We start from the raw sequence: 20,350 nt of genomic DNA on the forward strand, positions 1-20,350 counted from the left end.
GGCGATTGACCATCCGCTACGAGCGCTATGCCAACCACTTCTGCGCCTTCCTCACCCTCGCCGCCGCCCTCACCTGCTTCAAGAAACTCGCGAAATGAGACAAGCTCTAAAAGAACTGTGGTTGAGCTTGTTGACGACATCGATGGCTCGCCGGCTGGGCAGACTACGATGTTCTCGTTGGACGGGGTGACCTACGAGATCGATCTCAATGCTCGCCACACGCAGGACCTGCGGTCGCTGCTGGAGCACTACATCACTCACGCGCGTCGGGAGCCTGCTCGAGGCGGGAATCGGGGCGCCAAGCGTGATCGTCGCAGGGCTCGTGAGGTCGACACGGCACTGACGGCGCAGATTCGTGAGGCAGCCCACCGTGCCCGTACGCAGGTCGGCGACAAGTCAGCGGCGGAGCAGGCAGCGCACCGTGATGCCGGCCCACCGGTCCAGATCACGGTGGTGGAGTCGAAAGCCAAGCAAGGGCCGCGGAACGTTGTGTGTGCCCCTGAGCTGGCGCCGCCGCAGTTTTCGTCGCTCTAGCAGTGCACCAAGGTGCCTTGGCGCGGTCAGGCCGCCCCTCGACTGATGTGGTGGGGCGGCCTGACCGTCAGCATAGTGTATCGGTTTTTCCTCCATGGCTCGAGCTTTTACGGGCGGTGGGCGGGCACAGCGCGCAGTCGTGGCGAGTTTCTGGTGTCTTGGGGCGCTGTGCCGGCCTGTGGTGTGGGCATGGCGGCGTGGATCAGCGGCGTGGCGCGGTAGATCCATCCTGGTCCCGTGTTTTTCCAGCAGCCCAGTGTCAGCCAGCGCCCGCGGCGGGTGAGCCACAACCAGACGTCGACCAGATCAGGGTCGTCGCCATCGGCGGGTGGAAGGAGCTGCAGGACAACGGTTCCCGTGGGGAGCTCGGTGGGGGTGAGGTTCGGTTTCCAGGCCCCGGTGAAGCCGGTGAGGGCTTGGTGGGGGTCTCGGTCGGTGGAGGTGATGACGATGCCGCCGGTGTTGCGTGGCATGCGCATCGGCGGCGGGGGGCCCAGGGTGCAGGTCAGTCGGGTGCGCGGGGTGGGCGAGGCGCACGGCACTGCCGGCCCCCGGTTCGGCCGCGGGCCGGGGGCGCGCAGTTCCTGTGTCGGCGGCGTGTGAAACAGCGAGTGGTCTACTGAGGACATTTTCGTTATCTCCCTTGGTGGTCTCCGATTCGTAGGAGCCAGTGGTATGGACGCTCCGGTCGGGGCCGTTGTCAACCGGACTGTGGTGCGGCGCGGTGCAGCGGACCCATGTCGCGCGTATCTGCTTCGGTGGGTGACGGTGGGGGAACAGACCGGGCCACCTGTTGGGCGTGGCGGTGTTGCAGCGCGGCGGCAAGGGCACGGGTTTCGGGTGCGGGTTCGCAGTCGATGTCCCGCAACCGTGCCTCCAGGAGCGCGAGGGTGCGGGGGATACCGTCATGGGTGCCGAGACGGTCCTGCAGTCGCATGATGTCGCGGTAGAGATGTTCGTTATAGGGGTCGAAGCTGGTGGCGGTTTCCAGCAGTTCCAGGGTGTGCCGGGGATCGTCGGCGACGTGGTGACGAGCGAGTTCGCTGATGGCATTGATCGCGGTGCGTTGCGCGGCGTGCCGCACGGTGTGGATCCATTCGGAATCGATGCCCTCACCCAGTTCGCCCCGGTAGGCATCGACGATTTCGCGCAGCGCGGCGAGGCGGTGCGTGGTGTCCCGGTCACGGCTGGCGTGTTCGGCTTGGGTGAAGTGGTGGTAGTCGACCTCGACGAGATCAGCGTTCAGCCGCAGATGCCGGTTGCTGGTGTCCACGATGTCGCCGGCGTCGTCGTGGGTAGCGCGGGCAAGCGTGGCGCGTAGCCGGGAGAGGGCGGTGTTGAGTGCGTTGGTGGGTCGGGCGGTGGCCAATCCCAGGCGGGAAGCAGAACCCTGCTGCTTGGAAATAGCCGGTCGACGTACGTGCACGCGATGCTGCGCACGTTGCACAAGACCGGCCTGTCGCCGGGGGCCCGGCTTCGCCGGGTCAGGCCGTCGCCGCGGCTGCGGCCCGGCCCGCCTGGCGGCCGGAGAACAGGCAGCCGCCGAGGAAAGTTCCCTCCAGTGCGCGGTAGCCGTGGACTCCGCCGCCGCCGAAGCCCGCTACCTCGCCCGCGGCGTACAGCCCGGGGATGGGGACGGCTCGCGCGTCCAGGACCCGGCCGGACAGGTCGGTCTGGAGGCCGCCGAGCGTCTTGCGGGTCAGGATGTTCATCCTGATGGCGATCAGCGGGCCGGCGGCCGGGTCCAGGATCTTGTGCAGGGGAGTGGTGCGCGCGAGGAGATCGCCGGAGTAGGCCAGCGAGTTGCGGATCCCCATGATCTGCTCGTCCTTGGTGCTTGACCGGCGGTGGAGTCGAGTTCAGCAGCCTGCTCGCCAGGTAGCCCGCCAGGTCCTTCCTGGTCAGTTCCGGGTTCTGCTCGGAACCGGAGAGGACGAACTCCTTGTTGATGATCCGCTGGTTCAGCACGAACCAGGAGTAGTCGTAGCCGGTGTCCTTGATCAGCTTGAGCGTTCCGAGGGTGTCGTAGCTCGGGATGCTGGGATTCGGGAACCGGCGGCCGCGCGCGTCGAACCACAGCGAGGACGGCGCGGCGAGCACCCGGATGCCGTGGTCGGGCCAGATCGGGCTGTGGTTGGCCAGTCCCTCCGTGTAGTGCCACATCCGGTCGCGGTTGACCAGCCGGGCGCCGGCCCGCGTCGGCGGGTGCGGACCGGGGTTGGCGGTGATGAGTTTTCTTCCGCAGCGTCGGCGAACATCATCGGCAACACTGTGGCGACCTGGCTGACACCGCGCCCGTGGCGGGGCACCACATCGAATCTACCGTGCTGGACACCGCCGACGGGCGTTAACGGCGGTTGTTTTGACGCTGGTGCTGGGAGGAAAGTGGGAGGATCGTGTGGGTATGAACCGCGCTGTACTGCACTGAACGGCAGCGAACTGCACCGGACTATCCTGCGGTTTCTTGGTTTTCGCTGGTCAGTGTCTTTTGTGGACATGTCTGGGGGTCAAGGGGTCGCAGGTTCAAATCCTGTCAGCCCGACCATGGAGAAGGCCCGCTGATCGGCACATAAGTGCAGGTCAGCGGGTTTTTTCGTGTCTGTTGTGGATCTTGGGTGATCGTCCCGAAAGGATCGGCTTCGCTCGATCGAAATGAGGTCGCGCAATGGGAGGCGCCGCTGTTCACCCGCGTGGGTGGTTTCGGTGTGCCTCGTAGGGAAGTGCGTTCATAAAGGGCTCTCCTGATGTATCCGTGGGTGTCAGGTTCGTCCGGGGAGGATGGGGTGGTGGCCGCCGAGGGCGAGTATGGCCAGTGCGATGAGTGGTTCGGGGTTGCGGAACCCGAAGGCGATTCGGGTGAGCAGGCGGATTTTGGTGTTGGTGGACTCGATCAGTCCTTGGGACAGGCCGTGTTCCAGCGCGGCGTCGATCGCGGCGCGGTGTTTGACGATCCGTCGGGCCAGCTCGATGAAGACGGGGATGCGGCACCGGCGGGCCCAGCTGATCCACCGGTCCAGTGCGTGTTTTCCGTCCTCGCCTTTGGTTTTGAAGATGTGTCGGAGTCCTTCTTTGAGCAGGTAGGCGCGATGCAGGCGGGGGTCGGTGGTGGCGATCCAGGCCAGCTTGCCGGCTTGTTTTTCGGTGAGGTCTTCGGGGTTTTTCCACAGCGCGTAGCGGGCGTGTTTGAGCTTGCGGGTTTTCTCGTGGCCGGGTCGGGCGGGCGAGTCCTGGCGAGGCTTGCCGCGGCCGCGGACGCCTTCGGCGCGGGCCAGGGCCCGGGCGTCGTTCCAGGCCCGCCGCCGTTCGGCATCCAAGGCTTCGGTGGCCCAGGCCACCACGTGGAACGGATCGGCGCAGCGGATCGCGTTCGGGGCGCGTCGGGCGACGGTCTCGCCGATCCACTGGGCGGCATCAGCACTGACGTGCGTGATCTCCGCGGCGCGCTTCTCGCCCAGGGCATCGAAAAACGTCTCCAGCGTGGCGGTGTCGCGTCCCGGGGCGGCCCAGACCAGACGGCCGGTGTCGTGATCGACCACGATCGTCAGATACGGGTGGTGACGTTTGTAGGAGATCTCGTCGATGCCGATCCGCCGCAGTCCCGCGAACCGATCGGAGGCGGCCTCGGTGTCGGCCCAGGCCCGGGCCACGATCGCCCCGACGGTGCGCCAGGCGATCCGCATCAGCTCACACACCGCTGTTTTCGAGCGCTGCATCGCCAGCCATGCCACCGTGGCATCAAAGGCACAGGTGTGCCCCGCACCATGCCTGGCCCACGGCAGCCGCGCCACGGTGGGACCGTGCTCGCGGCAGTTCACCCGGGGTGCTCCGGCCTCCAAGCGGACCTGGCGAGACACCGGTAGCCGACGAATGCCATGACAACGCCGTCATCGAGAGCTTCTTCGGGCACCTCAAAGAAGGACTCTTCCACCACACCCGCTACCTCAGCGTCGAAGCGTTCACCACCGCCCTGGACAACTACATCGTCTGGTTCAACACCACACGAAGCCACACACACTGCGAGGGCCTGAGCCCGGTGCAATACCGGGCCCAAGCCCTCGCGGCCTAAACTCTTACTTAACCGGTCCAACTCACGGGGACCAGTTCACGATCGTGCCGCCCCCGCGTTTCCTCGTTCACCTGATGCGTTTTTCGCTCCCGGTCCAGGCCTTGTCCCGCAACACGAACTTCTGGATCTTCCCGGTGGAGGTCTTCGGCAGCTCGGCGAACACGACCGTTTTCGGCGCCTTGAACCGGGCCAGCCTGCCCTTCACGTGCTCGATGAGCTCCGCCTCAGTAGCGGTGGCCCCGTCGTGCAGCGTCACGTAGGCGGCGGGGACCTCGCCCCAGCGCTCGTCCGGCACCGCAATCACCGCGACCTCCAGCACCGCCGGATGGTCCATGATCGCCTGCTCCACCTCGACCGACGCGATGTTCTCTCCCCCGGAGATGATCACGTCCTTCGAGCGGTCGCGCAGCTCCACGTACCCGTCGGGGTGCACGACGCCGATGTCCCCGGTCCGGAACCAGCCGTCCGGCACCGCCGCCAGGGTGGCCTCCGGGTCGTCGAGGTAGCCGAGCATGAGGTTGTTGCCGCGCAACGCGATCTGCCCTGTGGTGATCCCGTCCGCCGGGACGTCCGTACCGTCCTCCGCGATGACCCGCGGGACGCAGGCGATCATGTTCCCGACGCCCTGGCGAGCCTTGAGCCGCGCCCGCGCTTCGGCGTCACGGTCGTTCCATTCCGGGCGCCAGTCGCACAGCATGGCGGGTCCGTAGGTCTCGGTCAGTCCGTACAGGTGCGTGACATCGAACCCCAGCTCCGTCGTTCGCCGCAGAATCGACGGCGACGGCGGCGCACCACCGGTGGCGATCCGCACCGTGTGCTCAAGCGGCTCGGCCTCGCGGGCGTACGCGATCATCGACAGCACGGTCGGTGCCCCGTTGAGGTGCGTGACGCCCTCCTCCCGCAGCAGCCGCCAGATCTCCGTAGGGTCTACTTTGGAGAGACAGATGTGCGTAGCGGCCGCTGCGGTCACCGCCCACGGGAACGTCCATCCGTTGCAGTGGAACATCGGCAGCGTCCACAGGTGCACACTCGACGGCGTCAACCCGGTATGCCCCACCATCGCCAAGGCCTGCAGGAACGCGCCCCGGTGGTGGTACATCACACCCTTCGGCCGGCCAGTGGTCCCCGACGTGTAGTTGATCGACAGCAGCGACCGCTCGTCGGCCGGGGTCCGGTGCAGCGGCTGCGCTGCGGCCAGCAGGTCCTCGTACTCCTGTCCCGACCGGATCCGGCGTGGCGGGGCGTCCATCCGGGTGAGCACCTCATCCGCCAGCGCGTCGAACGACGGGTCGTGGATCAGCACGGCGGCGCGGGAGTGCGCCAGGATGTAGGCGACCTCGTCCGCGGCCAGCCGGGTGTTCACCGCGACCAGTGGCACTCCTGTCCACGGCACCCCGTAGTGCGCCTCCAGCGCCACGTGGGTGTTCGGTGCCAGCACCGCCACTGGACGACCTCCGGCCAGCGGCGCGAGTCCGCCCGCGAGCCGCCGGCACCGGTCGTGCAGCTCCGCGTAGGTCCACTGGGACGGCCCATCCACCACCGCGACCCGATCTCCGTGCGCCGCTGCGGCTCGATCCAGGTACGAGGTCGGGGTCAGCGGCTCGAAGGACAAGGAGTCCACGTCGGGAGTCATCGCACGCCTCCACGGGCCGGGTTGCCGGTCATGAGGAAGAAGTCCATGTCCACCCTTCCCTTAAATGTTATTGACGAGTAACGTAGGCTGTAGCAATCATGACGTCAAGGCTTCGAGTGAGCCCTGAAAATGTTATCGGTAAGTAACATAGCTGGTTGATTCGGGAACAGGGAGATTCGGCATGACCACCGCGACAGGACTGAGGAACCTTGCGGCGACCTCGGCGGAGAGCGTGCGGGCCGCAGTGGACGCGCTGGCCGCGGGGCGCATGGTCGTGGTCGTGGACGACCACGACCGCGAGAACGAGGGCGACCTGATTCTGGCTGCCGAGAGCGTGACGCCTGAGCAAATGGCCTTTCTCGTTGCGCACACGACCGGCATCGTCTGCACGCCGATGACCTCCGAGCGGGCCGACATGCTCGGGCTTCCGCCGATGGTGGCCGACAACCAGGACGCGCACGGCACGGCGTTCACCGTGACCGTGGACCACGTGGACACCGGTACCGGTGTCTCGGCGACCGCGCGGGCGCAGACGTGCCGTGTACTGGCGGACCCGGCCACGACGCCTGATGTGCTCCGCCGCCCGGGTCACATCTTCCCGTTGAGGGCGCGCGAGGGCGGCGTCCTGGTCCGTGCCGGGCACACCGAGGCCACTGTAGATCTGCTGCGGTTTGCCGGTCGCCGGCCGGTCGGCATCATCAGTGAGCTGATCGGTGACGACGGCGAGATGCTGCGTGGTGCGGCGCTGACCGCGTTCGCGCAGGACCACGACCTGCCGGTGCTCGCGATCGCCGACTTGATCCGCTACCGGCGCGCCACGGAAGAGCTCGTCGAACCCGTGGCGAACTCGACGATGCCGACCGTCTTCGGCGACTTCGAGGCGATCGCGTACCGGTGGCATGTGGACGGTGCCGAGCACCTGGCTCTCGTCATGGGCGACATCGCAGCGGCCACGCGCTCCGAGCGGGGCGTCCTGGCCCGCGTGCACAGCGAGTGCCTCACGGGCGACATCCTCGGCTCGTTGCGCTGTGACTGCGGAACGCAGCTCGAGCAAGCGATGCGTGCCGTGGCTGAGGAGGGCTGTGGTGTCATCGTCTACCTGCGAGGGCACGAAGGGCGCGGCATCGGACTGGCTCACAAGATCCGCGCCTACGCCTTGCAGGAGCTCGGTCTGGACACCGTCGACGCGAACACCGCGCAGGGGCTTCCCGTCGATTCCCGCAGTTATGGTGCGGGGGCCCAGATCCTTGCTCACCTGGGAGTCCGCAGACTGCGCCTGATCACCAACAACCCCGCGAAGTACGACGATCTGGACGGGGACGCGCTCGAGATCGTGGAACGGGTCGCGCTGCCGGCCGTCGAGACCCCGCAGAACCTGCGGTACCTGCGCACCAAACGAGACCGCATGGGCCATGCGTTCGCGTAGCCGGCCACGACGGCCGGGCCGGAGGCCGGCCCGGCCGTGCGGTCAGCTGGGTAGCGGCTTCGATGCGGTCTTCGGCAGCCGCACCACGGTGATCACGCCGACCAGCGCCACTGCGACGATCCAGTAGACGGGGCTCGTCCTGCTTCCGGTTCCTGCCACGAGGGCCGCAGCGACCAGCGGCGTGATGCCGCCGATGATCGCACCGATGTTGTACCCGAGCGCGATGCCCGAGTACCGCACGTTCGCCGGGAACATTTCGGTGGCCAGCGGCCACGCCGGAACCTGCGCCCAGCCGCTGAAGAACAGGCAGACCAGGTAGACGACCCCGACTACCCATAGGCTGGTCGTGGCGATGAGCAGCGCGAAGACCGGCCAGGCGATGACGGCGTAGGCGAGGTAGGACGCGAGCAGGATCGGCTTGCGGTCGAAGCGATCCGTCAACCTGCCTGCCCAGGGGTAGGTCATGGTGGCCAACGCGATGGACAGCGCCGACGTCCAGGCGACAGCGGTCGCGGAAAACCCTTCCTGCTGCAGGAAGATCGCGAAGTAGGCGACGCCGAAGTAGCCCGTGCCGTTGAAGGCGATGGCCAGGCCCGCGACGCGGGCCACTGACAGCGGGTGGCTCCGCAGCGCGGCCAGCATCGGGCCGCGCACGATCTCGGCCTTCTCCTTGAGCTCCTGGAACTGGGGCGACTCCTCCACCCGCAGGCGAGCCCACAGGCACACGACGGTGAGCAGCAGCGAGAGCAGGAACGGGAGCCGCCAGCCCCACACCGGCATCTGGTCGGCCGGGACCAGCAACCGGACCACCCCGACCACGGCCGCGGCCACCGCGAACCCGAGCGTGGACCCGATGGAGATCGTCGACCCGTAGTAACCCCGCTTGCCCGGCGGAGCCAGCTCGGCGATGTAGGTCGCCGCGCCGCCGATCTCACCGCCGGCCGCGAGTCCCTGGGCGAGTCGCGCGAGGATGATGGCGATCGTCGCGGCGACTCCGACCTGCCCGTAGGTGGGCAGCAGGCCGATCACGCCGGACGCGACGCCCATCAACACGATCGTCGCGACGAGAGCGGTCCGTCGGCCCCGCCGATCACCGAGGCGGCTGAAGAACCAGCCGCCCAGCGGGCGGATGAGGTAGGACGACGCGAACACCGCGAGCGTGGACAGCGTCGAGACCGTCGGATTGTGGCTGGGGAAGAACAACGGTCCGATGGTCAGCGTCAGGAGCCCGTAGACGCTGAAATCGTAGTACTCGATCAGCGTCCCGACACCACCCGCGAGCGAGGCGCGCCGGGCGGATCTCGAGCTGATCACCTTCTCGGAATGCTGTGCGGTCGTCATTGACTCTCCTTGTCATCCCCGAGCAAGCGCGACAGGCGGGTGGTTCCCATCACTGGACGCTTCCGCCGGGGCGGTTTCCGGGGCACCCTTGTCAGGTCGGTGGTCGGCAGCGGGGATTTCCGTCAGGTGTCGGGGCGCACCGGTACAGCGCCGTCGATCGCGTGCTACACCGCGTGGATTGGCACGAGCTGCGTGCGCGAACATTCGCCGCGCTTCGCACCTATCGACACTGACTCGTCGCGTGCGGACGCGCAATGCGTTGGCGTGCAAGGACTATTGCAAATTCCGCACGGATGGATGCGGAAGCGGGATTGCCGGCGACACAATGTATCTATTGTGGACAATCTGCGGAACGGGAACGCGCCCTGTCACTGTCGATCGGTCGACGAGTTGCCGGTGTGTTCGCCGATTCCTCTGGCGGACCAGGAAAACGGCGATGAGTGCGTCGCGTCAGACCGCGTCCGGCGGGACGAGCAGCGCGTTGATCGCCGCGGTCTGGATGGTTTTCCCGACACTCTCGGGATCCAGTCCGCTGTTGAACTGCGGAACCGAGTTGATCATCGAGAAGACGGCGTGGGTGAGGATGCGGGTCTGCGCGTCCGACAGATCGGGCCGCAGCCGCTCGACCAGGCCGCTCCACTCCTCGGCGTAGAGGCGCATCAACCGCCGCATGCGATGGCGTTCGTCCTCGGGGACGTTGTGCTCGTTCTTCAGGAAGACGAGCGTGGACGGCACGTTCTGCAGACTGCGTGTGACGTGGTAGTCGATCATCTCTTCGAGAGCCTTGCGCGGGTCCGTCACCTTGGCCGCGATCTCGCGCGCGTGGGCGAGCAGGTCGTTCAGCGGGTCCTCGAGCACGGCGACGAGCAATGCCTGCTTGCTCGGAAAGTGCCGGTAGAGCGCGGGACCGGACACCCCGGCTCGCGCACCGATCATCTCGTTGGTGACCGCATCGAAGGCGCGTTCGTGGAACAGTTCGCCAGCGACCCTGATCAGCTCCTGCCGGCGGGTGCCGCGCGGCGAAGCGGTACGAGGAGAGGATGAGCTCGACACAGGTCCAGCTTAAGTGACGGGCCGATAACGTGATTGCGCGTACCCCGAGAGCAGGTCCGCCACGGCGTTGAGACAGGCGAACCCCAGCTTGGACGACATGCCCCGGGGGTCACCGAGAACCCCGCTAGGGGCGACGGCCTTGACGCCGCCGGTCAACACCTGGGCCAGCATGTCCTCGTCCATCGTCCCGGTGAAGCCCGCGTCGGCCAGGTCGCTGCGGACGAGGTCCGGCCGCACTGCCAGCATGATCGAACTTTCGGCGACGTCGGCGTGACCTCCGACCTGTTCGGCGAGGGCGGCGACGTGGTCGGCCGCGTCTCGCCAGACGTCGAGGATCGCGGCCGAGTCCGCGAAGGCGATGACGTCGGGACCGTCGGGGAGCCGCGCCGCGAGCTTCGGCTCGATCTCGCCGAGCAACGGGTAGTTGCCGATGTGGGCGGAGAAGATCAGCACACGCTGGAAGCCGTGCGCGGCGAGGCTCGCGCAGCAGTCGAAACAGATCGCTTCGAGGGTCTCGGCCTGCACGGAGAGTGTCCCGGCGAAACCGAGGTGGTGCGCCGAGCAGCCGATCCGCACCGTCGGAAGCACGAGCGCGTCGCCGAGCCGCTCGGCGACGAGGACGCCCAGGCGATCGGCGTGCTCGCTGTCGACCGACAGCGGGAGGTGCGCGCCGTGTTGTTCCGTGGCGCCCAACGGCAGGACAGCGGTGCGCATGCCGCTCGCGATGGCGTCCGCGATCTCGGGCGAGGTCAGGCACTCGATCCTCAGTTCGCTCATGGGCGGCCTCGTTCCACGTTGCGTCCTCGCTGACCGATCAAATTACTCGCTGATAACACTTGGCGCCTCTCAATCGACGCTTGACCAGCTTCGAGCCACGTCCTACGTTAGTCGTCAGTAACATTCGATGGAAGGGCTGGCATGGACTTCATCCTCATGACCGAGGGGGACACCCCGGTCGGGCTCACGCACGAGCACCGCTACCGGGAGCTGGTCGACGAGGTGCTACTCGCCGAGCGAGTCGGTTTCGACGCCTTCGGCAGCTCCGAGCAGCACGTCGCGATCGGCACCGCGACGGTGTCCGCTCCGGAGGTGCTCTACCCGTACCTGATGGCTCTGACGAACCGGATCCGCTTCATCCACCTGGTGACGCTGCTGCCGACGCGGATGAACCACGCGCTGCGCGTCGCGGAGCGCATCGCGACCGAGGACATCCTGTCCCACGGCCGAGTCGAGCTGGGTACCGGACGTGGCAACACAACGCTCGCGTTGCGCGCGTTCGAGGTCGACCCGGCCGAGAACAAGGCGCAGTGGCGCGAAGGCATCGACCTGATCCGCCGCGCGTTCCTCGAGGACCCGTTCTCGTTCGTGGGCGAGCACTACAAAATCCCGCCGCGCAGCCTGGTGCCCAAGCCCCTGCAGTGGCCCTACCCACCGATCTCCGCCGCAACCGGCAGCCCGAGCTCGGTCGAGACCGCCGCCGAGTTGGGCATCGGAGCCATCATGGGCGGGTTCTACCTCGGGTTCGACCTCGTGGAGAACCTGCTGAAGCTCTACGACGAGACCCTGGCCGCCACCAGCCACCCGTACCCGATCACGCCGCGCAAGATGGTCACGATCAGCGGTGGCATGCACTGTGCGGAGACCACGGCGCTGGCGCGTGAGCAGGCGAAGCCCTTGTTCGACATGGCCAAGCTCTCGACCGGCGCCTACGAGCGGCTCTCCACCCTGTCGAAGGACTACGCGTACATGGGCGCGGTCAAGGACGTCGACTTCGACGACGAGGAGTACATGTTCGAGCGCTCGCAAGGCTTCCTCGTCGGCGACCCGGACCACTGCATCGAGCACGTGCAGCGGTACGTGGACATGGGTGTCGACGCACTCGTGTTGCGCGTCGACAGCCTGCCCCACGACCAGCTCCTGCGCTCGATCGAACTGTTCGGCAAATATGTGATCCCGCGCTTCAAGCACCCGCGCAACGTGGTGCGCCCAGCCGACGACGTGCTCGCCGACATCCGGGCTGCGCGCCCCGCGCACGAACAGGCGCTGCGCAAGTTCCAGACCGAGCAGAACCTCCTGAACGAGAAGGAGTCCGTGCAATGAGCGACCTCTACAACCACGGTACCGGCGATGTCCTCATCGAGCGCCGCGACGGCGGCGTTCTGCTGATCACGCTCAACCGCCCCGACCGGTACAACTCGCTCACCCTGCCGATGTTCGAGGAGATGAATCGGATCTGGGCCGACGTCGAGCGCGACGAACAGACCAAGGTCGTCGTCATCACCGGAGCCGGCAAGGCTTTCTGCACGGGCATGGACGTCGCCCAGCCCGACCCCACGTCCGAGCAGGCGCTGGCGATGCTGGAGTCGGAACGCCAGCGGGTCTCGACGGTCCTGCGGATCGAGAAACCGATCATCTCGGCGATCAACGGCCCCGCGGTGGGCTACGGACTCTCGACCGCGCTGCTGGCCGACATCAGCATCGCGGCGGACGACGCGGTGCTGATCGAGGGCCACACCCGGGTCGGGGTGGCCGCCGGGGACCACGCGGCGCTGATCTGGCCGCTGCTGGTAGGTATGGCCAAGACCAAGTACTACGTGCTCACTTCAGAGAAGCTGACCGGTAGCGAGGCCGAGCGGATCGGGCTCGTGAGCCTGTCCGTCCCGCGCGAGCAGGTATTGCCGCGCGCCCTGGAGGTCGCGTCCCAGCTGGCACGCGGTTCCCAGCAGGCGATCCGGTTCACCAAACGCGCGCTCAACGCCTGGCTCACCAACGCGGTGCCCCAGCACGAGCTGTCCGCTGCGCTGGAGATCCTCGACTTCCTCGGCGCCGACTACGCCGAAGCACGCCAGGCATTCCGCGAGAAGCGCGCTGTCGACTTTCCCTCCGCCCGCACCGTCGGCGCCCCGGCGAACTGACCGGGGGAAGAGCATGACCGCAGCTTCACACCACACAGCGCTCGGCGCCGTGCAAATGTCGGCCGAGGTGGATGGCGTGATCGTCCTGACGCTGAACCACCCGCCGGCCAACGCGCTGAGCAACGCGCTCGTCAGCGAGCTGACGACCACACTGGAAATTCTCGCCGGGCGGCCCGACGCCCCCGCGGTGGTCCTCACGGGAGCCGGTGAGCGCTTCTTCTGCGCAGGCGGCGATCTCAAGGAGGCCAACGGCTACCAAGCCGAGTCGATGGTCGAGCGGATGACGGCGTTCCACGCGCTGTTGCGCGCGCTGGAAGACTTTCCCCGGCCACTGGTGTGCGCGGTCAACGGCTGGTGCGTCGGTGGCGGCATCGAAATGGCGCTGTTCGCCGATGTCGTGTATGCCTCGGCCGTGGCGCGGTTCGTCTTCCCCGAGGTGAATCACGGGATGCTGCCCGCGGTGAAGGGAATCGCGCGGGTGCGCGCCGTCCTGGGCGATCGCGCGGCCCGGCGCCTCCTGCTGGGCGGCGAGCCTGTCGACGCGTTCGAGGCGCAGACCCTGGGTCTCGTCGACCACGTGGACGAGCAGGGCGACCTGCTCACGGCGGCTGTGGCGTACGCGCGCACGGCAGCGGCGAAACCGCCGGCCGTGTTCGCGGCGCTCAAACGGGCGTTGTGCGCGGACATCGCCGGATTGCCTGCCGAGGAACAGTTGCGCGTCACGGCCGCTGACGCGCGCACGATATTCACCGACCCAGCCGCTCGAGCCGCTCGCGAGGCATGGAATGACTGATCGAATGCACGAGCTGGACCCAGCCACCTTCCGTTCCGTGCTGGGCCGCTTTCCTTCAGGCGTGACGATCGTGACGACGCGAAGTGAGTCCGGCACGCTGCACGGGTTCACCGCGAGCTCGTTCGCGTCGCTGTCGCTCGACCCGCCACTGATCCTGGTGTGCCTGGACCGGCGAGCCAACTGTTTCCCCGTCTTCCAGGCGGCTGAGCGGTTCGTCGTGAACATCGCGACGCCCGCGCACGCGGACCTCGCGATCAGGTTCGCGACGAAAGGGGAGAACAAGTTCGCCGAGGGGAACTTCGAGTTCGACGAAGAGGGGCATCCGCTCCTGCCCGATGCGGCGGCGGTCATCCGGTGCGAACTCGAGCAGGTCGTACCAGGCGGAGATCACGTGATCCTCATCGGCCGGGTGCACGACGCGCGGGCAGGCAGCGACGAGCCGGTGATGTGGTACCGAGGTGACTTCCTTCATCTCGGAGAGAGCGCTGCATGAACATCACCGCGCGGGGGCGTGTCAGCTCCGGAAGAGAGGCCGTGTCATGGACCTGACCAATTTCGAACCGACCCGGACCTTTCCGGGGCTGCTGCTCGATCGCGCGCGTAGAGAACCCGACGCCGTCGCGATGCGTCACTGGCGTGACGGGGTCGTGCAGGAGATCACCTGGCGGTCCTATGCGGACCATGTCCGTGATCTCGCGCTTGGACTCGTCGCGCACGGGGTCAAGCACGGTGACCGTGTCGCGGTGATGTGCAGCGCTCGCCCGGAGTGGGTGTTCGCCGCGCTGGCCGTGCATAGCGTGGGCGGCGTCGTGATCGGCGTGTACCCGACCAACTCGGTCGCCGAGATCGAGCAACTCCTCGCGCACAGCGAGGCGGTCGCGTTCATCGGCGAGACGGCGACGGAGCTCGCCAAGGTCGCGAACGTCGCCGCACGCACCCCGTCTCTGCGACTCGTGCTCGGCATCGACGACGCTCCGCCGGCGCTGCCCGAGCCGGTCACAGGAATGACGTGGGACGCGCTGCGCGACGAAGGAGCGTGGCACGCCGGCGACAAACCGGATCGACTGTCCGAGTTGGTCGCCGCCGGATCCCTCGACGACGCCGCCGTGCTCTTTTACACGTCGGGGTCCACGGGAGCTCCAAAGGGCGTCACGCACTCGCACCGGACCCTTCAACATTCGGTCCAGACCTTCTCCGGGTTGTACCCGGACATCACCCGCCGCCGATACGACGTGGTGGGCTTCCTGCCGCTGGCGCACGTGGCGCCGGCGCTGGTGGTGGTCTTCGCCCCGCTGCTCACCAAGCTGATGGTCACCTACTGCCGCCTGGACGTCTACGAAGAGGTTTTGCGCTCCGTGCGGCCGACGTCAGTGCTCTGGCCGCCACGGTTCTACGAGAAGATCGCCGGTGAACTGATCGCACGAACCAAGTCCTGGCCCTGGTTCCGGCGCCGCGCCTACGACGCCGCCATGTGGGTCGGCCGCAGGGTGGCCGAGAACCGCTGGTCCCACCGCCGGCCGTCGGCGCTGCTGCGGATCGCCTACGCCGCGGCACTCCGCGGGGTCTTCCTGCCATTGCGGGCGACCGTCGGTATGGATCGCATGCGCGTCGCCTACACCGCATCCGCCGCGATGCCCGAGAGCGTCCTCGCGATCTGGCAGATCTGGGGCCTCGATCTTCGCGAGAACTACGGTCTCACCGAGACCGGGGGATGTCCCATCGCGCACTTCGACCAGCCGTTCCCTCGTCCGGGCTTCATCGGCAGGGAGTTCCCGGACCCGCGTTTCCAGGTGAAAGTCGCGGACGACGGCGAAATGCTGATCAGCGCGCCCTTGCTGTTCACCGGATACTGGGGCAACCCGGCGGAAACCGAGGCTGTTCTGCAGGACGGCTGGTTACGCACCGGTGACCTGATGGAGCGGGCACCCCGCGGCGACATCCGGCTCATCGGCCGGAAGAAGGACGTGATCATCACCCGCGGCGGCAAGACGATCAATCCTCAGCCCATCGAAACCCGGTTGAAGGAGAGCTTGCTGATCGACGAGGCGATCGTGGTCGGCGATGCGCGCAAGTACCTCACCGTCCTGCTCGAGCCGAGCGCGAGCGCGGACGCCCCGTCTGCTGAGGCCCTGGCCGAAAGCCTGCGAGCAGAGGTCGCCAGGGTCAACGCGGACCTTGCGCGGGTGGAGCAGTTGAAGGACTTTCGTGTGCTGCCGCGGTCTCTGGAGGTCGAGCGCGGCGAGCGGACCGCGAACGGCAAGATCAAACGCACGGCCGTCGTGAGCTCGTTCGCGGCGCTGATCGACGACATGTACGGCGTGAACGACGACGCTGCGATCGCGGACCACGTGCGTTCGAAGCCGAACTAAGGGAAGGGCCGGGCCGGCCGCGGCGGTGCCCCCTCCGGGCCGCGGCCGGCCCCGGCACCGCCACGTCCATCCGAGCGTGCGCGACAGGAGGTGGAGCCATGCCGATTCCTGACTTGACACTGCAGCAGCTTCGAGCGGTCCAGGCCGTCGCCGCATCCGGAAGCTTCACCAAAGCGGCCGCGGTCGAACACATCTCCCAGTCGGTCCTCAGCCGGAGGATCAAGGAGGTCGAGCGTCTCCTGCGGGTGCGGTTGTTCGATCGCACCACTCGGCAGCTCGACACCACCGCAGCGGGCCAAGCCTTTCTGCTCATGACGGGCACGGTCCTGGACGACCTCGACACGCAGTTGCAACGTTTCATGTCCTACGTGGCGGCCCAGTCCGGAACCGTTGCGCTGGCAGCACTTCCGTCGCTGGCCGCTGCGGTGCTGCCGGACATGATCCGTGGTTTCATGCCGGACCACCCCGAGGTGACGTTTGAGATCAGGGACGGGGACGCCGCCGAGGTGCTCGGGAACCTCGGAGCGGGAACTGCCGAACTCGGCTTGAGCGCCAACGGGGACCTGCCGCACGATTTTTGCTTCATACCGTTGCTGCGGGAACAGTTCTACGGCGTCGCGCACCACAGCCATCGTTGGTCGATGCAGGGGTCCCTCTCGTGGTCGGACTTCGGGGGCGAGACGGTGGTCGCGACGCCGCCCGGGACCAGCATCCGAGCGATGACCGACGCAGTGTTCGGCGAGCACTCGATCCCGGTGAGCCGGCATTTCAACGCGCCGAGCGTGGCGGCGATCGGCGGGCTCCTGCGGGCGGGCGTGGGTGTGGCGGCGTTGCCCGCGTTGGAGTTGCAAGGCTTCAGCCTGGATGGTCTCGTGGTGGTACCCGTGAAATCGCCGAATGCGACGAGAATCACCGGTGTGGTGTACCGCTGCGGTCAAGACCTGTCTCCAGCCGCGGCTGGATTTCTGGACTTCGTGCGTGCGGCTGAGATCGATCCCCCGCGAGGGTGTCTCGCGTTCTCGGCGAAGCGGCCGACGTGGCCGGCCGCGCACCCGATGTGACTGTCTGAAAAGGACGGTTTCGTGTTGGCGGGCGCCTTGAGTGAGTGGCCCGCTACTGCGGTCCGTACACGACGAAGGTGTTTCCCCAGGGGTCGCGCGCGACGGCTCGCACCTCGTGCGGTCCCTGCTCCGGTTGCCGGACAACGGATCCGCCGCTTTCCACCAGTGTGGCCAGTGCTGCGGCGACGTCGGACACCTTGAACGACGCCGCGGGTGCGCCACCGGTGACGTCTTCCGAAGGGCCGGCGAGGGCGAGCGTGGTGCCGCCCGCGTCGAGGGCGGCGTAGCGGTCGCCGTCGACGAATTTCGTTGCCAGGCCGAAAGTTGCGGCGTAGAATTGCACGGCCGCGTCCACATCCGCCACCGGGTGCAGCACATTTCCCAATTTTACCGGCTCGATTTTCGTGGTGTCGTTCATACGGTCAACGTAGCCGATTGTTTTTCCGGATCCGCGATTCTTGCGGCATCGGCAACAATCCTGGGCAGTCGGAGCGTTGCGCGACGGAATGGAAACGGGCAACGATGTGGAAGTTCCTGTCGAAAGCCAAGGTGTGGGCCGGCGTGCTCGGATTTCTCGTGGTCGTCGGAGCATGCAATCAAGTGACCGGGAATGACACCACAACGCCCGGGAACACGCCCAGCGCGTCGAGCATCGGCGCAACGGTGCCCTCCGCATCAGCCACCAGTCCCGCGACCACAAAAGCCGCTGCACCGTCGGTGACGTTTAAGTGCCACAGTAGCGACACCGTCTACGACGGCCAACGTACCTGCCATCCAGGCGGCGAACTGGTCACTGTGACCCGGGTGATCGACGGCGACACCCTCGAACTAGCCGGCAGCCGCCGCGTCCGCCTGCTTGGCGTCGACGCCCCGGAAGCCGACACCTGCGCCGGGCCTGGAGCGACCGAATTCACGCGTTCCAAGGTGCAGGGCCAGCAGGTGATGCTCCACAAGAAACCGGGCGTCGACCTCGACAAATACGGACGCACCCTCGCCTACATTCAGGTTGGGGTGTACTTCGCCGAAGATCTCGGCGACGCCCTCGTGTTGGAAGGGTGGGCCAAGCCCTACGAAGGTGGCAACGCCAACCCCACCTACATGGAACACATCCGCAGTTCCCACAGCATCGCCGAGTATCGCCCGTCCGGGCTCTACGGTCAGCCGTGCGGCAAGCCCAAGGTTTACGGTGACGACGATGGAGACGGCGACCCCGACTACCACATCGACGTCGATTCGCCCCATGCCAACCTGCCCGATGGCTCGCTGACCGGTGGCTACTGCGCTCGCAAGTGGTGGTGCTGAGCCACAATGCGCTGCGGCGGCGGGAAGAGAGTCGTTGATTGCCATGAACGCTTTCCGCGGCACTCGTGGCGTCCGGCTTGAATCCCCAACAGGCCGGGCGCTCAGCAGAACGCGCCCCCGCACACCCGACCGATGGCGGATTCGAGGGGGCGTCGCAACACGGCTGCTAGTTGGTGGTGGCCAGCAGCGTAGCGAAGTGCTCGGCTGCAGTGTTCCAGTCGAGCGTTGCGAGTGGTGCGGACAGCCTGGAACTCAACAGTGAGGGTTGGCGTCGTGAGCAGGCGCGTAGCGCGTTCGCCAAGGTTGTTCCGGCGATTCGGAAGCCAAACCTGCCGGATGCCAACGGGATGATGAGCCGTGTGTTGCGCGAGATCGCCGATCAGGGCCTGGTTGAACGGATTTTGACGCTGGCGATGGGAGGAAAGTGGGAGGATTTGTGGCTCTCCTGATGTATCCGTGGGTGTCAGGTTCGTCCGGGGAGGATGGGGTGGTGGCCGCCGAGGGCGAGTATGGCCAGTGCGATGAGTGGTTCGGGGTTGCGGAACCCGAAGGCGATTCGGGTGAGCAGGCGGATTTTGGTGTTGGTGGACTCGATCAGTCCTTGGGACAGGCCGTGTTCCAGCGCGGCGTCGATCGCGGCGCGGTGTTTGACGATCCGTCGGGCCAGCTCGATGAAGACGGGGATGCGGCACCGGCGGGCCCAGCTGATCCACCGGTCCAGTGCGTGTTTTCCGTCCTCGCCTTTGGTTTTGAAGATGTGTCGGAGTCCTTCTTTGAGCAGGTAGGCGCGATGCAGGCGGGGGTCGGTGGTGGCGATCCAGGCCAGCTTGCCGGCTTGTTTTTCGGTGAGGTCTTCGGGGTTTTTCCACAGCGCGTAGCGGGCGTGTTTGAGCTTGCGGGTTTTCTCGTGGCCGGGTCGGGCGGGCGAGTCCTGGCGAGGCTTGCCGCGGCCGCGGACGCCTTCGGCGCGGGCCAGGGCCCGGGCGTCGTTCCAGGCCCGCCGCCGTTCGGCATCCAAGGCTTCGGTGGCCCAGGCCACCACGTGGAACGGATCGGCGCAGCGGATCGCGTTCGGGGCGCGTCGGGCGACGGTCTCGCCGATCCACTGGGCGGCATCAGCACTGACGTGCGTGATCTCCGCGGCGCGCTTCTCGCCCAGGGCATCGAAAAACGTCTCCAGCGTGGCGGTGTCGCGTCCCGGGGCGGCCCAGACCAGACGGCCGGTGTCGTGATCGACCACGATCGTCAGATACGGGTGGTGACGTTTGTAGGAGATCTCGTCGATGCCGATCCGCCGCAGTCCCGCGAACCGATCGGAGGCGGCCTCGGTGTCGGCCCAGGCCCGGGCCACGATCGCCCCGACGGTGCGCCAGGCGATCCGCATCAGCTCACACACCGCTGTTTTCGAGCGCTGCATCGCCAGCCATGCCACCGTGGCATCAAAGGCACAGGTGTGCCCCGCACCATGCCTGGCCCACGGCAGCCGCGCCACGGTGGGACCGTGCTCGCGGCAGTTCACCCGGGGTGCTCCGGCCTCCAAGCGGACCTGGATGGTGCCCAGGTCGAGGGCCCGCCACTGGCGGCGGCCCTCGCCCCGGTCATACCGCGCCGACCGGCGCCCGCAACGCCCACAGGCCGCCCGCCCGCGCTTGTGCGGACGCACATGCACCACCACCCCCTCGGCTGCCTCGTCGAACTCCACAGCCTCGATCACCGTTCGCCTGTCGACCCCCAACACATGACTCACAAGAGCCAGTTTTCTGGCTCTTCGTACTGATGTGTGGGTGGTAGTTGGCCCGCGAGAAGGGGCACGTCGTTGCTGCGTCTAGGTTTCTGAGCTGTCGAGGAACAGAAACC

Annotated in this window: 18 protein-coding genes and 3 pseudogenes; 12 read left to right on the forward strand and 9 right to left on the reverse strand. The window is 67.0% G+C overall.

Translation table 11 applies throughout. The features are described from left to right. A pseudogene (locus AB0I53_RS45820) lies at positions 1-98 on the forward strand (IS5/IS1182 family transposase); the annotation flags it as partial. A 19-nt stretch (positions 99-117) separates the two neighbouring features. Next, positions 118-534, forward strand: a complete 417-nt coding sequence (locus tag AB0I53_RS45825) for an Lsr2 family protein (protein WP_358616486.1) — start codon at positions 118-120, stop codon at positions 532-534. Positions 535-1,234: 700 nt separating this feature from the next. On the opposite strand, the gene AB0I53_RS45830 is transcribed toward AB0I53_RS45825, so the two are convergent. The 3 genes and pseudogenes from AB0I53_RS45830 to AB0I53_RS45840 all read right to left on the reverse strand — a co-directional run. Beyond that, entirely contained in the window at positions 1,235-1,981 is a 747-nt protein-coding gene (locus AB0I53_RS45830; RefSeq protein WP_358616489.1) for a bacterial transcriptional activator domain-containing protein, read from the reverse strand. Between the two features lie 37 nt (positions 1,982-2,018). Continuing rightward, positions 2,019-2,727 (reverse strand): annotated as a pseudogene (locus AB0I53_RS45835) (FAD-binding protein); the annotation flags it as partial. A 566-nt stretch (positions 2,728-3,293) separates the two neighbouring features. Then, positions 3,294-4,385, reverse strand: a pseudogene (locus AB0I53_RS45840) (ISL3 family transposase); the annotation flags it as partial. On the opposite strand from AB0I53_RS45840, the gene AB0I53_RS45845 reads away from it, so the two are divergent. Next, positions 4,355-4,600 (forward strand): IS3 family transposase, encoded by a 246-nt coding sequence (locus AB0I53_RS45845; RefSeq protein WP_358616492.1) that lies wholly within the window; start codon positions 4,355-4,357, stop codon positions 4,598-4,600. The pseudogene AB0I53_RS45840 and the gene AB0I53_RS45845 sit on opposite strands and share 31 nt — an antisense overlap. A 67-nt stretch (positions 4,601-4,667) precedes the next feature. Here the strand turns inward: AB0I53_RS45845 and AB0I53_RS45850 are convergent, their stop codons facing one another. Then, complete coding sequence (locus AB0I53_RS45850) at positions 4,668-6,233, reverse strand: acyl--CoA ligase family protein (RefSeq protein ID WP_358616494.1); 1,566 nt, start codon at positions 6,231-6,233, stop codon at positions 4,668-4,670. A gap of 181 nt (positions 6,234-6,414) precedes the next feature. On the opposite strand from AB0I53_RS45850, the gene AB0I53_RS45855 reads away from it, so the two are divergent. Continuing rightward, the gene (locus AB0I53_RS45855) at positions 6,415-7,659 is read left to right on the forward strand and encodes a bifunctional 3,4-dihydroxy-2-butanone-4-phosphate synthase/GTP cyclohydrolase II (RefSeq protein ID WP_358497311.1); all 1,245 of its coding nucleotides are present in this window, start codon (positions 6,415-6,417) and stop codon (positions 7,657-7,659) included. 42 nt (positions 7,660-7,701) lie between these two features. On the opposite strand, the gene AB0I53_RS45860 is transcribed toward AB0I53_RS45855, so the two are convergent. The 3 genes from AB0I53_RS45860 to AB0I53_RS45870 all read right to left on the reverse strand — a co-directional run bounded on the left by AB0I53_RS45860 (position 7,702) and on the right by AB0I53_RS45870 (position 10,830). After that, positions 7,702-9,000, reverse strand: a complete 1,299-nt coding sequence (locus tag AB0I53_RS45860) for an MFS transporter (RefSeq protein WP_358497313.1) — start codon at positions 8,998-9,000, stop codon at positions 7,702-7,704. Positions 9,001-9,450: 450 nt separating this feature from the next. Further along, positions 9,451-10,053 (reverse strand): TetR/AcrR family transcriptional regulator, encoded by a 603-nt coding sequence (locus AB0I53_RS45865; RefSeq protein WP_207954850.1) that lies wholly within the window; start codon positions 10,051-10,053, stop codon positions 9,451-9,453. A 9-nt stretch (positions 10,054-10,062) separates the two neighbouring features. Beyond that, on the reverse strand, positions 10,063-10,830 hold the full coding sequence (locus AB0I53_RS45870; protein WP_132494146.1) for a creatininase family protein: 768 nt from the start codon (positions 10,828-10,830) through the stop codon (positions 10,063-10,065). Between the two features lie 141 nt (positions 10,831-10,971). Here AB0I53_RS45870 and AB0I53_RS45875 point away from each other — a divergent pair, with 141 nt between their 5' ends. From AB0I53_RS45875 to AB0I53_RS45900, 6 genes are all read left to right on the forward strand, one after another. Then, positions 10,972-12,153, forward strand: a complete 1,182-nt coding sequence (locus AB0I53_RS45875) for an LLM class flavin-dependent oxidoreductase (protein ID WP_358497316.1) — start codon at positions 10,972-10,974, stop codon at positions 12,151-12,153. Then, positions 12,150-12,968 (forward strand): enoyl-CoA hydratase/isomerase family protein, encoded by an 819-nt coding sequence (locus tag AB0I53_RS45880; RefSeq protein WP_132494144.1) that lies wholly within the window; start codon positions 12,150-12,152, stop codon positions 12,966-12,968. The genes AB0I53_RS45875 and AB0I53_RS45880 overlap by 4 nt, the downstream gene beginning before the upstream one ends. A gap of 76 nt (positions 12,969-13,044) precedes the next feature. Further along, entirely contained in the window at positions 13,045-13,761 is a 717-nt protein-coding gene (locus AB0I53_RS45885) for an enoyl-CoA hydratase/isomerase family protein (RefSeq protein WP_165968543.1), read from the forward strand. A gap of 4 nt (positions 13,762-13,765) precedes the next feature. After that, positions 13,766-14,254, forward strand: a complete 489-nt coding sequence (locus tag AB0I53_RS45890) for a flavin reductase family protein (RefSeq protein WP_358389214.1) — start codon at positions 13,766-13,768, stop codon at positions 14,252-14,254. 46 nt (positions 14,255-14,300) lie between these two features. Next, positions 14,301-16,130 carry an AMP-binding protein gene (locus AB0I53_RS45895; protein WP_358616498.1) on the forward strand — a complete coding sequence of 610 codons (1,830 nt, stop codon included), beginning with the start codon at positions 14,301-14,303 and terminating at the stop codon, positions 16,128-16,130. 98 nt (positions 16,131-16,228) lie between these two features. After that, positions 16,229-17,191 (forward strand): LysR family transcriptional regulator, encoded by a 963-nt coding sequence (locus AB0I53_RS45900; protein WP_358616501.1) that lies wholly within the window; start codon positions 16,229-16,231, stop codon positions 17,189-17,191. 52 nt (positions 17,192-17,243) lie between these two features. Here the strand turns inward: AB0I53_RS45900 and AB0I53_RS45905 are convergent, their stop codons facing one another. After that, complete coding sequence (locus AB0I53_RS45905) at positions 17,244-17,609, reverse strand: VOC family protein (protein ID WP_358616504.1); 366 nt, start codon at positions 17,607-17,609, stop codon at positions 17,244-17,246. 17 nt (positions 17,610-17,626) lie between these two features. On the opposite strand from AB0I53_RS45905, the gene AB0I53_RS45910 reads away from it, so the two are divergent. Both AB0I53_RS45910 and AB0I53_RS45915 read left to right on the forward strand, forming a co-directional pair. After that, positions 17,627-18,493 carry a thermonuclease family protein gene (locus AB0I53_RS45910; RefSeq protein ID WP_358616507.1) on the forward strand — a complete coding sequence of 289 codons (867 nt, stop codon included), beginning with the start codon at positions 17,627-17,629 and terminating at the stop codon, positions 18,491-18,493. Between the two features lie 176 nt (positions 18,494-18,669). Then, a complete protein-coding gene (locus AB0I53_RS45915; RefSeq protein ID WP_358616510.1) occupies positions 18,670-18,942 on the forward strand; it encodes a hypothetical protein in 273 nt (90 codons plus the stop codon). 14 nt (positions 18,943-18,956) lie between these two features. Here the strand turns inward: AB0I53_RS45915 and AB0I53_RS45920 are convergent, their stop codons facing one another. After that, positions 18,957-20,249, reverse strand: a complete 1,293-nt coding sequence (locus AB0I53_RS45920) for an ISL3 family transposase (RefSeq protein ID WP_358616512.1) — start codon at positions 20,247-20,249, stop codon at positions 18,957-18,959. Positions 20,250-20,350 lie beyond the last annotated feature (101 nt).

This window comes from Saccharopolyspora sp. NPDC050389 (genome assembly GCF_040655595.1).
Lineage (GTDB): Bacteria > Actinomycetota > Actinomycetes > Mycobacteriales > Pseudonocardiaceae > Saccharopolyspora.

Excerpts from the sequence above, each read along its gene's own strand:
- AB0I53_RS45900 (WP_358616501.1), top strand. The coding sequence starts at position 16,229 with ATGCCGATTCCTGACTTGACACTGCAGCAGCTTCGAGCGGTCCAGGCC.
- AB0I53_RS45880 (WP_132494144.1), top strand. The coding sequence starts at position 12,150 with ATGAGCGACCTCTACAACCACGGTACCGGCGATGTCCTCATCGAGCGC.
- AB0I53_RS45890 (WP_358389214.1), top strand. The coding sequence starts at position 13,766 with ATGCACGAGCTGGACCCAGCCACCTTCCGTTCCGTGCTGGGCCGCTTT.
- AB0I53_RS45895 (WP_358616498.1), top strand. The coding sequence starts at position 14,301 with ATGGACCTGACCAATTTCGAACCGACCCGGACCTTTCCGGGGCTGCTG.
- AB0I53_RS45850 (WP_358616494.1), bottom strand. The coding sequence starts at position 6,233 with ATGACTCCCGACGTGGACTCCTTGTCCTTCGAGCCGCTGACCCCGACC.
- AB0I53_RS45905 (WP_358616504.1), bottom strand. The coding sequence starts at position 17,609 with ATGAACGACACCACGAAAATCGAGCCGGTAAAATTGGGAAATGTGCTG.
- AB0I53_RS45855 (WP_358497311.1), top strand. The coding sequence starts at position 6,415 with ATGACCACCGCGACAGGACTGAGGAACCTTGCGGCGACCTCGGCGGAG.
- AB0I53_RS45875 (WP_358497316.1), top strand. The coding sequence starts at position 10,972 with ATGGACTTCATCCTCATGACCGAGGGGGACACCCCGGTCGGGCTCACG.
- AB0I53_RS45860 (WP_358497313.1), bottom strand. The coding sequence starts at position 9,000 with ATGACGACCGCACAGCATTCCGAGAAGGTGATCAGCTCGAGATCCGCC.
- AB0I53_RS45870 (WP_132494146.1), bottom strand. The coding sequence starts at position 10,830 with ATGAGCGAACTGAGGATCGAGTGCCTGACCTCGCCCGAGATCGCGGAC.